Source organism: Shewanella sp. 38A_GOM-205m (assembly GCF_000518445.1).
In the GTDB taxonomy this organism is placed as follows: Bacteria; Pseudomonadota; Gammaproteobacteria; order Enterobacterales; family Shewanellaceae; genus Shewanella; species Shewanella algae.
In genome coordinates this window covers 156,252-171,573 of the sequence record NZ_JADP01000001.1, presented here as the reverse complement: position 1 = coordinate 171,573, position 15,322 = coordinate 156,252, and the positions used below count along the sequence as shown (strand labels likewise).

10 protein-coding genes and 1 riboswitch are annotated in these 15,322 nt (G+C 52.3%); of the genes, 5 read left to right on the top strand and 5 right to left on the bottom strand.

Annotation, left to right across the window (positions count from 1 at the left end; genetic code table 11):
• Window positions 1-3: 3 nt before the first annotated feature.
• Together N512_RS0100770 and N512_RS0100765 are read right to left on the bottom strand one after the other, a co-directional pair.
• On the bottom strand, window positions 4-849 hold the full coding sequence (locus N512_RS0100770) for a tetratricopeptide repeat protein (RefSeq protein ID WP_269319533.1): 846 nt from the start codon (window positions 847-849) through the stop codon (window positions 4-6).
• Between the two features lie 261 nt (window positions 850-1,110).
• Window positions 1,111-1,689, bottom strand: coding sequence for a thymidine kinase (locus N512_RS0100765; RefSeq protein ID WP_025009412.1), 579 nt, complete (start codon window positions 1,687-1,689; stop codon window positions 1,111-1,113).
• A 273-nt stretch (window positions 1,690-1,962) separates the two neighbouring features.
• Between N512_RS0100765 and N512_RS0100755 the strand changes: the two genes are divergently transcribed.
• Window positions 1,963-4,101 (top strand): M3 family metallopeptidase, encoded by a 2,139-nt coding sequence (locus tag N512_RS0100755; RefSeq protein WP_028779074.1) that lies wholly within the window; start codon window positions 1,963-1,965, stop codon window positions 4,099-4,101.
• Between the two features lie 684 nt (window positions 4,102-4,785).
• Window positions 4,786-6,108, top strand: coding sequence for a branched-chain amino acid transport system II carrier protein (brnQ, locus tag N512_RS0100750; RefSeq protein WP_028779073.1), 1,323 nt, complete (start codon window positions 4,786-4,788; stop codon window positions 6,106-6,108).
• Between the two features lie 131 nt (window positions 6,109-6,239).
• On the opposite strand, the gene N512_RS0100745 is transcribed toward brnQ, so the two are convergent.
• From N512_RS0100745 to N512_RS0100735, 3 genes are all read right to left on the bottom strand, one after another.
• Window positions 6,240-7,811, bottom strand: coding sequence for a Na+/H+ antiporter NhaC family protein (locus N512_RS0100745; protein ID WP_028779072.1), 1,572 nt, complete (start codon window positions 7,809-7,811; stop codon window positions 6,240-6,242).
• Between the two features lie 81 nt (window positions 7,812-7,892).
• Window positions 7,893-8,091, bottom strand: a riboswitch (Lysine riboswitch).
• Window positions 8,092-8,181: 90 nt separating this feature from the next.
• Complete coding sequence (locus N512_RS0100740; protein WP_028779071.1) at window positions 8,182-9,105, bottom strand: electron transfer flavoprotein subunit alpha/FixB family protein; 924 nt, start codon at window positions 9,103-9,105, stop codon at window positions 8,182-8,184.
• Window positions 9,106-9,855: an electron transfer flavoprotein subunit beta/FixA family protein gene (locus N512_RS0100735; protein ID WP_028779070.1), complete on the bottom strand. Its 750-nt coding sequence runs from the start codon at window positions 9,853-9,855 to the stop codon at window positions 9,106-9,108.
• Window positions 9,856-10,174: 319 nt separating this feature from the next.
• On the opposite strand from N512_RS0100735, the gene N512_RS0100730 reads away from it, so the two are divergent.
• From N512_RS0100730 to N512_RS0100720, 3 genes are all read left to right on the top strand, one after another.
• The gene (locus N512_RS0100730) at window positions 10,175-10,570 is read left to right on the top strand and encodes an H-NS histone family protein (RefSeq protein ID WP_025009415.1); all 396 of its coding nucleotides are present in this window, start codon (window positions 10,175-10,177) and stop codon (window positions 10,568-10,570) included.
• Window positions 10,571-10,865: 295 nt separating this feature from the next.
• The gene (locus N512_RS0100725) at window positions 10,866-13,976 is read left to right on the top strand and encodes an amidohydrolase family protein (RefSeq protein WP_051472574.1); all 3,111 of its coding nucleotides are present in this window, start codon (window positions 10,866-10,868) and stop codon (window positions 13,974-13,976) included.
• 32 nt (window positions 13,977-14,008) lie between these two features.
• Complete coding sequence (locus N512_RS0100720; RefSeq protein WP_037473853.1) at window positions 14,009-15,277, top strand: amidohydrolase family protein; 1,269 nt, start codon at window positions 14,009-14,011, stop codon at window positions 15,275-15,277.
• Window positions 15,278-15,322 lie beyond the last annotated feature (45 nt).

Genomic DNA, 15,322 nt, shown 5'->3' with positions numbered 1-15,322 from the left:
GCGTTACAGCCGCAACAGGTCCTGCTGATGAAAGTGGATCACCACTTCAGGGTCAAGCTCGAGTGCCAGATCCAGTATATGGCTGATGCTGATGGGCGCCTCGCCAATCTGGCTTAAGCTGTTGTAATAGCCCAGTAAGGGTAAGGCCCAGTCCCGGCGCCTTTCAATCAGCTGCTGGTACAACAGGGCGGCCTCTTGGTATTGTTTCTGCTCATAGCTCAGCATGGCTTTGAGATAGACAAGCTGAAAATACGCACGGCCCTGACGCTTTAATCCCTTATCGAGCTGCGCCATAGCCTCATCGGATCGTCCCAACGCCCGCAAGCTGACGGCCTGATAAAACTGCAGCTTATCCAGATAGTCATACTGTCTCGCGGCTCGTTGATAACTCTTGAGCGCTGCCTCATGCTGGCCCATTTGTGCCAGGATATTGCCTTTGAGCATCTGGCCATCGGCCCAAAGCTGAGGCTTGTTATTGAGATAGCGGTTTATCTGCTCCAGCGCGGCCGGATAGTCCCGGGTTTCATAGAGTGTCCTGGCAATATCCAACCTGAGATCACGCTCCGATCCCAAAGCCTCGGCTTTGCGGTAATCGGCCAGTGCGCCGGCATAGTCCGGACGCAGGCGCTGGGAATAAGCGGACAGCACCTGAGCCTTGGCCGCGGCGCGGAAAAAATACAGCTCAGAGTCCTTGGACAGCATGGGCTCAGCCTTGTCATAGGCCGCCACCGCCTTGGGGTAATTGGGGATACTGCTGAAGTAATAAAGCTGCCCAAGCAAAAATGCCAGCCGCCCGGAGTCCGGGTAATTTGCCATGGCCGCATCCAGTCTAGGCGCCGCCTCTGCCATCTTCCTTTCAAAAATAAGCTTTTGAATCACTTTAATTTCTGAGGCGGGAACGGCTTTATCTGCGACGGCCTGCAATGGCAAAACTGAGCCCAGCAGCAACAGCAACAAACCCGGTAACCGCTTCCTGGATATACGGCTTCCAGCAGGGGAAATAGACGACATAAGCTTCCTTTCTTTATCTCTTTATTTATATCTTTGGCTGTTCGCCTGGGCTTTACTATTGAACTTGTCGCTTTGGGCTTGCAACCGCGACGCCTCGCATCAGTCCCAAATCAATTCGCGGTAGTGCTTACGACAGACAGACTCATAACTCTCATTGCCGCCTATCGCCACCTGCTCACCCTCGCGCACCGGGTTACCCGCCCCATCACGACGGATCACCATATTGGCCTTGCGACCACAGTGACAGATGGTTTTCAGTTCTACCAGCTTGTCGGCCCAGGCCAACAGGTACTGACTGCCAACAAACAGCTCGCCCTGGAAGTCGGTACGCAAACCGTAACAAAGTACAGGAATATCCAGGATGTCGACCACATAGGCCAGCTGTTTGACCTGCTCTTTACTGAGAAACTGGGATTCATCAAACAGCACACAATTCAGGTGCTGACGCTCATGTTCGGCGCGGATCATCTCGAGCAGATTGTCATCATGGGCAAAAATACGTGCATCACATTCAATACCGATCCTGGAGGCGACCTTTCCCACTCCAAAACGGTCATCTATCGCCGGGGTCATCACCAGGGTGTGCATGCCGCGCTCGCGATAGTTATAGGATGACTGCAGTAAAGAGGTGGATTTCCCGGCATTCATCGCCGAATAGTAGAAATAAAGTTGCGCCAAAACGGCTCTCCCCTGAGAAAAATTCCGGCCGCAATTTTACACTTTTTACCACATAAATACAGGATGCATGCCCCATGCAGCCAAACTTGAGCATTGATTCAGCATTCGCTGAATCTGCCCATTAAAATCAATTTGTTACACTTCTTTATTAATAAGCTGCTGGCCTGCAAACATCGCGATTATGTAGGCTATAAACATTAAATTCAGCCACTTTTAAGCAACAAGTGCTAAGTTGCGCTAAAAAACTCATAACTAAAGATGGAAGTCATAACAATGCGAAAATCTCTTCTGGCGCTGGCCGTTGGCGCCACACTGGCTATTTCAGGCTGCAGCACCCACAATCCTCAGGACACAAATCTGGCAAGTGCGGAAGCCACTCAAAGCAATCCACTTTTTGCCAAGAGTACCTTGCAATATCAGGCCCCGGATTTTCGCCTGATCAAAGATGAACACTTCAAGCCTGCACTCGAAGCCGGTATTGCCGAGCACTACCAGGAAGTACTGGCCATTGCCAACAACCCAGAGAAACCCACTTTTGCCAACACCATAGTCGCCCTGGAAAAATCCGGTGAACTGCTAAGCCGCGCCTCAAGCGTTTTCTATAATCTGACCGGCTCCAACTCCAACCCTGAACTGCGTAAAATTCAGGGTGAAATGGCGCCCAAGATGGCGGCCCACTCAGACAACGTCAATCTCAACCCGGAGCTGTTTGCCCGCATCGACAGCCTCTACTCTCAGCGCCACCAACTGGGCCTGAGCAGCGAGGAAGTACGCCTTATTGAGGTGTATCACCAGCGCTTTGTGCTCGCCGGCGCCAAGCTGACCGAGAACGAAAAAGCCCAGATCCGCGCCTTGAACGAAGAGCAGTCCAAGCTGGTGAACGAATTCCAGCAACGACTGATGCGGATGAACAAAGAAATCGCCGTAACTGTGGCTGACGTTGCTCAATTGGAGGGTCTGTCCGACTCGGCCATTCGCAATGCCGCGGCCGATGCCAAGGCCGCCGGTCTCGATGGCCAATACCTGATCAGCATCACCAACACCACTCGCCAGCCTGTGCTGGCTCAGCTGAAAAACCGAGAGCTGAGAAAACAGATTTGGGAAGCCTCAGCCTATCGCGGCCTTGAAGGTGAAAACGAAACTGCCTCTCTGGTAGCCCGCCTGGCGCAACTGCGCGCCGAACGCGCCGCTCTGCTGGGATTTGATAACTGGGCCAGTTACCGCCTGAGCCCACAGATGGCCAAGACACCCGAGGCCGTCTATGAGATGTTCGGCTCCATGGTGCCGGCCGTTGTCGCCAACACCCAGAAAGAAGCCGCCGATATCCAGGTGATGATCGACAAGACTGGTGGCAAGTTCCAGCTCAAGCCTTGGGACTGGGCCTTCTATGCCGAGCTGGTGCGCCAGGAGAAATATGATCTGGATGAAGCTAGCCTCAAGCCTTACTTCGAATTCAATCGAGTGTTGGAAGACGGCGTCTTCTTTACCCTCAACCAACTCTATGGGGTAACCTTTAAGCCACGGCCGGATCTGCCGGTTTATCACCCTGATGTCAAAGCCTGGGAAATGTTTGATGCCGACGGCAGCAGCATGGCCATCTTCTACGGCGACTATTTCGCCCGTGAAGGCAAGCGCGGCGGTGCCTGGATGAGCTCTTTCGTCAACCAGAACCTGCTCAAGGGCGACAAGCCTGTGGTGGTCAATGTGATGAACATCAAGAAGGCACCGGAAGGCGAAGCCACCTTCGTCAGCTATGACGAAGTAACCACCATGTTCCACGAGTTGGGCCACGGCACGCATGGCATGTTCTCCAAAGTAACCTACCCCAGCCTGTCCGGTACTGCAGTATCCCGTGACTTTGTCGAGTTTCCATCCACCTTCGAAGAGGACTGGGCCGGTCATCCACAAGTGTTGGCCAACTATGCCAAGCACTACCAAACCGGCGAGCCTTTACCCAAGGCGATGCTGGACAAGTTGCTGAAGTCCCGCAGCTTCAACCAGGGCTTCGACACCCTGGAGTATATGGCTGCTGCATTGGTCGACATGGAATGGCATTCGCTGGACAAAAACGCACCGCTGCAGAATGTCGCCGAGTTTGAAGCCAAGGCGCTTGAAAAGCACGGCCTGAACATTGAAGCCGTGCCACCACGTTACAAGTCGACCTACTTTGCCCATGCCTTCCCGGGTGGCTACAGTGCCAGCTACTACGCCTATATGTGGAGCGAAATCCTCGCGGCCGATGCCTTTGCCTATGTACAGACCCAAGGCGGCCTGAAACGGGATATCGGCATGAAGTATCGCAAGACTATCCGCGAAGTGGGTAACAGCGTGCCACCTATGGAAGCTTACAAAAACTTCCGTGGCCAAGAGCCGACAACCGATGCCCTGCTCAAGCGTCGTGGTCTGCTCTGATAAGTGAGCGCTGACAACAGTTTAAGTCCGAGGGGCGAGATTACACCTCGGACTTAAGCAGAAAAACACCTGAGTCTTCCGGCTCAGGTGTTTTTTTATGACAAGCCATTCGACTTCCAGCACCGGCACTCATTCTCCCCGTAATCAGGGCCGGGTCTATTTTGCAACCCCTTGAAAATGGACACGTGATACCTAAGGAAGGTGCGAATAAGTCCTCGTGGCGTTCTCTTTTGTAGAGAGTGGCTTGCACAGCAACTTGCCGTTCAAGGCATCTGACTGAAGGCATGCCGGGGCCTGTCGAAGTCGGATTGAATCGTTAATGTTTCTTTAAAGAATTTTTAGTGGCTTATTCCTGTGAGTGGAGAAAATGTTGAAATACGCACTATCCACTATTTAAGGCTTGCCAGGTTCCAAGAGATAGGTTTATAAGGGATCCACGCAGGGAGGAGCCTCCTCCCGTATTTTCTGTCAGCCTGGATTTTGTATGTCATTGGTCACTTCCACAAGTTGTTTGCAGCCTAGTCGCCAACAAGTGACCGTCGCCAATCTCCTCCTGCTCTCTCTGGAACTCAACCGGGGCTGACAGGCTATTATCTTTTATTTTCTGTCAGTGAGAGTCGCTGGCAGAGTCATCAAAACGCTCACTTGCTGGTTACTTCAAAGCTGACATATTTGAGGAAGACTATGTTAAGTGCACGCAATATAGCCGCTTTGGGGTTTATGACCTTTGCCTTGTATTTAGGCGCCGGCAACCTTATTTTCCCATCATTTTTGGGTTATCAGGCAGGCGAAAACCTGTTTCAGGGCATGGCGGGCTTTCTACTGGCCGGTGTGGGCTTACCCGCCTTTGCTTTGGTCATTGTGGCCCTGGTGGGGGGCTCCGATAACCTGACTTCAGTACTTCCCCGCCCTCTGGCTACCACGTTCTGGATTATGGTATTTATCGTGATTGGCCCGGCATTTGTCATTCCTCGCGCCATCACAGTCGCTTACCAATTCGGTTTTAGCCCGTTTTTCGGTGACAACGCTCTGGGTCCTTTTTCAATTATCTTCTGCATTATCGCTGTGCTGTTTTCCCTGTATCCGGGCAAACTGGTCGACAACCTGGGGAAGTGGTTGACGCCGGCGCTAATGGCTATCCTACTGGCAATGGCTATCGCCGCACTGTTGTTTCCGAGTCAAGGCATTTCCCAGGCGACCGGCGCCTATGTAACCAGCGCATTTGCCGAAGGTGTGACTCAAGGATATATGACCATGGACGCCTTGGGCTCTATCGGTTTTGGATGGGTTATCTTCCGCGCGATTAAAAGTATGGGTGTCACTCAGCCAAAGGCGATTACCAGGTATACCCTGATTGCCGCCTTGATGTACGCTGTGGCTATGGCACTGGTATACATCTCCCTGGCTTATATCGGCGCCAGCAGCGTCGGTGAATACAGTAACGGCGGGGATATTCTGACCACCTTTACCACAACACATTTTGGTATTTTAGGTACCTTGCTGTTGGGGGCAGTGATGATATTGGCTTGCCTGACGACGATAATCGGCGTGACGACTGCCGGCAGTGAGTTTTATAGCCGCACATTCAGTAACGTGTCTTACCGTAACAGTGTGCTGGTCACCATGATAATTGGAGCATTGGTTGCCAATATTGGTCTGGAGCAACTTTTACAGATCACCCAACCCGTCGTGGTAGCCCTGCATCCGATTGCGATTGCCTTGTTGTTGATTGCGCCGCTACGGCGCCTTGTGTCCATGTCTGGCGTACTTGCAACCTTAGCGGCAGCGTTGATCTTTGGCGCTCTGGACGCCTTGCATATTCTCGGCAGTATGCCTGCCAACCTGGATGCAATTTTGAACCAATATCTACCCTTATACGCTTGCTATGCAGCTTGGATTGTCCCGACGGTTATTGTTCTGGCCATAGCGACGAGTTTGACTCTGTTTGCCCGCTCGGCATCGGCTCGCGTCATCACGGAAAACTCAATAGAGCTGCCACAAAAATAATTGGCGAGGCCAGTTTGAATCAATAGGTATTTAGCCTGAATATCCAAGACGAGAGTACGCCTCCAACTCCAATGGCCCTGAAATATAGGTAACAAAAAACGCTGCCGAGGCAGCGTTTTTTAATTGGCCGGTTAGGCAGCACTGTTTTTGGGCTGCTGCCACTTGAGCCACACCAGCCCCAGCATAAACAGCACACAACTGCTGGCAAGCCCAAGCCATACCGACTCGGTAAAGCCGAGTACTATATAGCCGCCGAGGGAAATAACTGCTACCAAGACCGCATAGGGCAACTGAGTCAGCACATGGTCGATATGATGGCAGCTGGCACCTGTGGATGACAGAATCGTGGTGTCCGATATCGGCGAGCAGTGATCGCCAAACACAGCCCCGGAAAGCACGGCGGCCAGCATAGGCAACATCATGCCACTGTGGCTGCCCATGGCCATATCGGCGGCAATCGGCAACATGATACCAAAGGTGCCCCAGCTGGTGCCGGTAGAAAAGGCGGTAAGCCCAGCCAAAATAAACAGCACGGCCGGCAACAAGGCAAAGGGAATATTGCCACTGGCGAGGCTGGCCATAAACTTGCCGGTTTCCAGTGAGCCTATGATCCCGGCTATGGTCCAGGCAAACATCAGAATATAGATGGCCGGCAACATGGAACGGGCACCCGAGGTGAGTGCCTTGAGGATCATCTTGGCTTCAATCTTCTGGATAAAGGCCAGCAGCAGCGTCACCACCAGACCGATGGAAGCACCAAAGAACAGAGATGAGCCCACATCGGTTTTCTCGAAGGCACCTATGATACTGAAAGGCAGGCTTTCTGCCGCCAGGGCATCGGCACCACTGGAAACCATAAAATAGAAGGTCGCCACCACCAAGACACCTATGGGCAGGAACAGGCCGTGCACCTGGCCGGTTTCCGCCTCGGGCAGATCGGCATTGGCGCCGGGTGGCAGCCCCTTGGACTCATCATAGAGATTGCCCTTGCGGGCGTTGAGCTCGTGTTTGCGCATGGCGCCGATATCCAGCTCCATAAAGGTGACGCACAGCAAGAGCGCCAGGGCAAACAGGGCATAGAAGTTCATCGGGATCATCTGCACGAAAGCGCTCAGATGTCCGGTCTCGGTAAACCCGTGGGCGGTGAGAATGCCGCCGATAAGGGCGATAATATAGGCGCCCCAACTGGACACCGGCGAGATAACGCACACGGGCGCCGCGGTAGAATCCAAAAGATACGCCAGTTTGGAGCGGGAGATATAATATCTGTCGGTCAGAGGCCTAGCGATACTGCCCACCACCAGGCTGTTGAAGTAGTCATCGATAAACACCGCACAGCCGAGAAACATGGTCAGCAGCTTGGCATCACGGCGATTACGGATATGCTGTCTGGCCCAGTTGGCAAAGGCTCTGGCCGAGCCACTGACGGTGATCAGCGCAGTGATCATCCCCAGCAGCACCAGGAACCCCAGAATATACAGGTTCCAGGCATTGAAAGCGCCATCGTCCCATACCAGGGAAAGCACCCTTTGCCCCAGATAAACCCCGGTGTCCAATACCGACCATTGATTGAGCAACAGGGCTCCAATCAATATCCCCAGTCCCAGCGATAACAGCACCCGACGGGTGAGGATCGCCAATAAAATTGCCACAACCGGCGGCAACAAAGAGAGTGCCGAATCGGCATAACTTGTTAGTGTCATTGAGTCTTGTTCTTCGTTAAATACGAATGGAGGGCAACTGAACTGGTGGGAAAAGGCAATGGCATACCGAGTAGCACCTGTCCTTTCAGTAGCGCTCCATAGTAACGTCAATCTGTCATCCCGACAGAATATACTATGGCAGTGCTGCCCCTATTTGGTAACAGCCCCAGCGGTGGACCTTGATAAGTCGCAACCACTTCGGCACCAAATCCTTTCGCGATACATAAACGGAATCACCCTGCTTACCGCTACTGATATTTAGTGCGCCTCTACTTCTCAGGACGCCTGATGTCAGGCGTGAGGCACATAAAAACATAGGCGGCTTTGAGGATGCTACCCCAAAGCCGCCTATCGTGACCTAGATCACAGATTAAATCAACTCGTTCAATTTAGGCACAACATCAAACAGGTCAGCTTCCAAGCCATAATCGGCAACCTGGAAGATAGGCGCTTCAGGATCTTTATTGATGGCCACAATGACTTTTGAGTCCTTCATACCGGCCAGATGTTGAATCGCCCCGGAGATACCCACAGCGATATAAAGCTCTGGCGCCACGATTTTACCCGTCTGGCCAACCTGCAGGTCGTTGGGAACAAAGCCGGCATCCACTGCTGCCCGCGATGCACCTACGGCGGCGCCAAGCTTATCGGCCAATGCTTCCAGCATGGCAAAGTTTTCGCCACTACCCATACCGCGACCACCGGAAACAATGACTCTGGCGCTGCCAAGCTCCGGACGAGCCGACTCGGTCAGGCTCTGGGATACAAAGCTGCTCTTGGCGTCGAAGACACTATCGAGCTGATTGATTTCAGCTGAACCTGTCTCGGCAACGGCGTCGAAGGCGCTGGCGCGCACTGTGGCCACTTTCTTATCGTCCAGACTCTTAACGGTTGCCATGGCGTTACCGGCATAAACGGGACGGACGAAAGTATCGGCATCAATCACCTTGGTGATCTCAGAAAGTTGAGCCACATCCAGCAAAGCCGCCACTCTTGGCAGTATGTCCTTACCCTGGCTTGAAGCTGCAGCCAGAATGTGGCTGTAGTCGCCACTCAGAGACAAGATGAGTTCACCAATATTGTCGGCAAGATGAGCACCATAGGCAGGGTTATCGGCCAGCAGTACTTTACTGACGCCTTCAAGCTTGGCGGCAGCATCGGCGGCGGCCTTACAATCCTGACCGGCAACCAAGAGGTGAATATCTCCCCCTATGGCTTTGGCTGCGACGACAACTTTGGCTGTGTCCTGTTTCAGGCTGGCATTATCGTGTTCTGCTATTACTAATACGGCCATTTAGATTACCTTCGCTTCGTTTTTCAACTTGTCCACCAGCTCCTCAACGGAAGCCACCATCACACCCGCCTGACGGCTGGCCGGTGCAGCTACCTCCAACACCTGTACGTGCTGCTTGAGCGCCACTCCCAGGTCATCAATGCTCATGGTCTCCAGCGGCTTGCGCTTGGCTTTCATGATATTGGGCAAAGAAGCATAGCGAGGCTCATTCAGACGCAGATCTGCGGTGACCACGGCAGGCAGAGGCATGGACAGAGTCTGTAAGCCGCCATCCACTTCACGGGTGACCAGCAGAGTTTCGCCTTCCAGCTTCACTTCAGATGCAAAGGTTGCCTGAGGCATACCAGCGAGCGCCGCCAGCATCTGTCCTGTCTGATTGTTATCGCCGTCGATGGACTGCTTACCGAGCAGAATAAGTTGCGCCTGTTCTTTGTCCTGCACCGCCTTGAGAAGTTTGGCAATAGAAAGGGGCACCAGCTCTTCATCGGTTTCGATGTGAATGGCACGGTCGGCACCCAGAGCCAGTGCGGTACGCAGCTGTTCCTGTGCCGCCTTGGGACCTATGCTGACAACGACGACTTCAGAAGCACTGCCGGCTTCTTTCAGACGCACGGCTTCTTCTACCGCAATCTCACAAAATGGATTCAACGCCATTTTCAGGTTGGCTGTTTCAACGCCTGTGTTGTCGGCCTTGACCCTGACCTTCACATTGGCATCGACCACACGTTTTACTGGCACCAATACTTTCATAGGGTTTCCTTCCTACACCTTGTATCTAATGTGGGTTGCGTACCGATGATACCAGGGCCATCAGTACAGGATGGCTCAACTTTACGTGCTGTTGACGTTAACGTCAACAGCAACTTAAACGCTCGTTTGTCACTTCTGTCACACTTTAAGGCCAGTTTTTTGAACACTTGGCAACTTTAATGGTCATAGAATTGAGTTAAATAAAGAAATTAATGTCAATTGGCGTAAAAATATTTGATCCAGACTCTTATAGTTTCTATTATTTATAGCGATGTTCACCATAACCCAATTTATAAATTAGCGTGGGACCAAAATACTTATGAGCGATTTTCTTGATATATTGACTCACGGTCGTCGTTTTAAGGCCGCAGTAAAAGAGTTGAGCGTTGCAGATCTGCGCGATCTGGCTGCCAAATTGGATAAGATCATTATTGATCGTGAAGAGGAAGCCAAGGAAGAAGAAAAGGCACAAGCTGAACGTCTTTCTAAAATAGAAGATATCCGTAAGCAGATGGAAGCCGTTGGCCTGTCTGTTGAAGATCTGGGTAATGTTGCTGCCGCCAAGGCTGCTCCCAAGAAGCGTGCTCCTCGCCCACCAAAATACAAAATCGTTGTAGATGGTGAAACTATTACTTGGACCGGCCAAGGCCGTATGCCAACTGTATTCAAGAACGAAGTAGACAAAGGTCGTTCAATGGATGATTTCCTGATCTAATCAAGCATCTATTTACTTAAGCCTCGACAGTGTCGGGGCTTTTTTATGTCTGATAGACGTCTGGCATCTGTTAAAAAGCCTTACAATTAGGCCTTGGCATTTACATTTTGACTGGGTTAACTTTTATGGATATCAGCACACAGCCATGTATCCCGTCGGCCTCAGATACCTTTTTGTATTATGGATATCTGTAACTCTTTGGTAAAAAAGTAGTGAATATATACTGATATTCATATCTTTTTACTGATAGCTGTGACTTTTCCCCAAAAGAATAATGACAAGGTAGCCACAACAGATGAAACCCTCTTTCCCCGCCGCAAAACTGCTGTTTATCAGCCTTGTGGCCTGTAGCGCCTACGCCGATGAAACGCAACTGACAGACAATACTCCGAGATTGACCGCCTTAACCCACGCCAAACTCATGCTCTCCCCGGGTAAGCAATTGGATAACGCTACCCTGCTTATTGAAAATAACCGGATAAAGCAAGTTATTTCCAATAATGAAATTCCACAAAATGCTTATAAGATAGATCTCAATGGTTACACCATCTATCCGGGGTTTATCGATCCCTTTGCCGAATATGGCTTGGAGTATTCAGAATCGCCAGCAACTATTGAAGGCCCTGTCTATCGGATAACCCCCAAAGGGGCTGTGGCTGCAAATGGGGCTATTCACGCAGAGAAAGAATGGTTTTCCTATGTATTGGCAGATAAAGAAGCCGCGTCAAATTGGATAAGCAATGGCTTTACCAGCGTTCAGAGTGCTCATCTTAACGGAATATTCAGGGGAATTGGTGTTTCACTGTCTTTGGCGGACAAGAATAGCAATCAACTGATATATAGTCCCAAAAGTCGACATTTTATGGCTTTTGATAAAGGCAATTCACCACAGGACTACCCCAACTCCCTGATGGGAAGCATAGCGTTAATAAGACAGACTCTCAGTGATGCCAACTGGTATAACCAGAATAAAATGAAAGCAGCCGGCCGCGAGGATTTATTGTCACCGGAATTTAATATCGCCCTTGAGCGCTTGCACGATATAAAAACTCGTGGTGCGATATTTGACACCCGAAACCTCAATAACCAGTTGCGTGCAGCCAAGCTCTTGAGCCAAGAAGATATCCAGCCAATCTTACTGGGAAATGGTCAGGAGTATGCAAGAGTGAGAGAACTGCAGGAATATCGACCCGTGTTGATATTGCCGTTGAACTTCCCCGCTGCCCCTCAGGTCAGTGATGAAGACAATGCCAGGGAAGTACCACTCAGAACCTTGAGACACTGGGAGCGAGCACCGAGCAATCCTGCTGTGATGGCCGCCAACAATATCCCCTTCTCCTTCACCCAATACGGCATGGACGGTAAAGCTTTTTGGCCCAGGTTGAGAATGGCGCTGCAAGCCGGTCTCGACGAAGAAACCGCATTGGCAGCGCTGACCACAGAAGCCGCTGCAGCCGCCGGCATAGATAATTTGGTCGGTAAACTGGCGCCCGGCTATATGGCCGATCTGGTGATAGCCAAAGGCAATCTGTTTCAGGATGGCGAAATAGTCAGCGTTTGGCTACAAGGTGAAGAGCAAAAACAGCTGGCTCCGGAATTCCAGTGGCAAGGCAGTTATCGCCTACATTGGGCTGAACTGGAATTGGATCTTGAGCTGCAACTGACCCAGCAAACGCCCCGAAAACTCAGGGGCAACCTCAGCAGTGGCGATCAACAGATAGCGCTTGCTCACCTGAAAGCCGACAGCAAACGCCTGAGTTTCAGCGTCAATTTGCAGGGTGCTGGCATAAATGGCATCAGTAGATTGACTCTATGGCAAGATGATGAAGGATTGAGAGGAAGACTCTTGAGTGCCGATGGCGCCGTGACTCAACTGGCCGGCTCAAGATTACCGCAAGCGCTTTTAATGCAAGAGACAGAAGAGGATACGCGGACAAATACTCAGGCAACAAGCCCCAAAACTGTGTCAAAGACCGGGCCAAAGACTGAACCCGAGTATCTCAGTCGTTTGACGAGCCCACTGCAAGCCTATGGCCGCAGTGAGCTGCCAGGTACGGAAAAACTGCATATCCGCAATGTCACCCTCTGGACCTCAAGTGAGGCCGGCATTATTGGCAACAGCGACCTGCTTATGGCCAACGGCAAGATTGAAAAGATTGGCACAGATCTCAGCACTCCGGTAGGTTATCAGGTCATAGAGGGAGCTGGCATGCACCTGACTGCCGGGATCATAGATGAGCATTCCCACATTGCCGTCAACGGCGGCCTCAATGAGATGTCCGATGCCATCACCTCAGAAGTACAAATAGCCGATGTGCTTAACCCGGATGATATTGCCATCTATCGCTCCTTGGCCGGTGGCGTCACCACCGCCAATCTGCTACACGGCAGCGCCAACCCCATAGGTGGCCAGTCGCAGGTCATTCAACTGCGCTGGGGTGAGTCGGCCGAGGGACTCAAATTCACCCAGGCCCATCAGGGGATTAAGTTTGCTTTGGGGGAAAACGTCAAACAGAGCAATTGGGGCGAGCGTTATACCCGCAGATTCCCGCAAAGCCGCATGGGGGTGAAAGCCCTGATGAGCGATGCTTTCAATGCCGCCAGAGACTATAAAGACGCCCAGGCCCAATATGCCGAGCTGCGCTCACGGGAGAAACGTAAGCAGCTCTCCCCTCGCCCCGATTATCGTTTACAGGCGATTGCCCAAGTGCTGAACGGCGAGCGCGATGTGCATATTCACTCCTATGTCCAGTCTGAAATCCTGATGTTCTTGCGCCTCGCCGAGGCCTACGATTTCAAGGTCACCGCCTTCACCCATGTACTGGAAGGCTACAAGCTGGCCCCCGAGTTGGCGGCTCATGGAGCCGGTGCTTCCACCTTTGCCGACTGGTGGGCCTATAAATTTGAGGTCTATGATGCCATTCCGCAAAACGCCTGTTTGATGATGAATGCCGGCGTGCTCACCTCGATTAACTCAGATGACTTTGAGATGCAGCGGCGCCTGAATCAGGAAGCCGCCAAGTCGGTGAAATACTGCGACATGTCCCAGGAAGATGCCTGGAAGATGGTAACCATCAATCCCGCCAAGCAGCTCGGGATAGACGCCATAACAGGTTCAGTTGAAGAGGGGAAACAAGCAGATTTGGTGCTCTGGGATGCCAACCCCCTATCGGTTTATGCCAAGAGCCAGGCAGTGTGGATTGGCGGCAAACGCTACTTCGACCGCGCTGAGGATAAGCAAATGACCCAGGCTATTGCCGGCGAGCGCCAAGCGCTGATCCAGAAAATTCTTGGCAGTGACCCGGCGCGGCTTCAAGGCGACACAACGTCTGAAATCATAGAGCCCTTGTGGCAATGCGATACCCAATTCAACGCCTGGGGCCAGAATAAGGAGAGCCGCCTGTGACCAAGTTTCCTCTATTGCTACGCATTGCATCTATGCTGGTATATCTGCTGCTGGGTGGTTCGCTATTGATGTTCGCACCGGCAAAGGCCCATAACCTGATCCCGGCCGAGCGCCAGCAGCAAGCCATATTATTGAAAAACGCCACGGTTCACACCGTCAGCCAAGGCACACTCGAAAATACCGATGTGCTGCTCGAGCAAGGTGTTATCAGCGCCGTAGGCCCAGGATTAACGGCTGAAAATGCCCGGGAATTTGATCTCAGTGGCAAACACCTTTATCCCGGCCTCATAGCACTGGATACCACCCTGGGCTTAGTAGAGATAGCCATGGCCAGGCCAACAGTCGACAGCCGCGATGTGGGCAGTGCCAATCCGCAGCTTGAAGCCGCCAGCGCCTTCAACCCGGATTCGGAATTGTTGCCCAGTGTGCGGGCCAACGGTATCACCCACGCGCAAATAGTGCCGAGAGGCTCGGGCATTGCCGGGCAATCGGTACTGGTCTCACTGGATGCCTGGACCATAGAAGATGCCCAGGTCCCATCTAGACCACAGTTCCACCTCTATTGGCCAACTGCGCCGCAAAAACAAGGTACCAGCGAGGCAGATAAGCAGGCGCAAATGGCCTATCACAGCGCTCTGTCACAGATACACAAACACTTTGAAGCGGGTAAACGCTACGCCTTGAGTCAGCAAGGCAGTGAAGGCGCCCTTGAAGACAGCCGCTGGCAAGCGCTCTTGCCTCTGTATCGCCAGGAGGCGCGGCTATTTGTTCATGCCGACAGGCAGCAGCAGATAGAGGCTGCCATTGCCCTGGCCCGTCAGTATGGGTTCAAGTTAACCCTGGTCGGTGGCTATGATGCCTGGCGCCTGGGCGCAGCGCTCAATGAAATAGAGGCAAGTGTCATCTATACCCATACGCTTGACTTGCCGCTACGAGAAGATGAGCCCATAGGTCAGGCATTTAGAGTACCGGCATTGCTCAAGCGCGCCGGTATTCCCTTCGCCCTCGGCTTCAGCTCCGATTGGGACAGCCGTAACCTGCCGCTGGCCGCGGGCCAAACCGTGGCTTGGGGGCTCAGTAAAGAGCAGGCGCTCAAGGCCATTACACAAGATGCCGCCAAGATACTGGGCGTAGACAACCTGGGGGCGGTAGCGCCCGGGTTTCAGGCCAATATTGTGGTCAGCAGCGGCGATATTCTCGACCCCATGAGCAGCCGGATAGAGCTGATGTTTATCGACGGCAGACAGGTGGATCTCAACAATCGTCATCGGCAGCTTTATCAAAAGTATTTGAAGCGATAGAATTTCCCATACAGCTCCCGGGATGGCCGGGAGCATGGACGAATA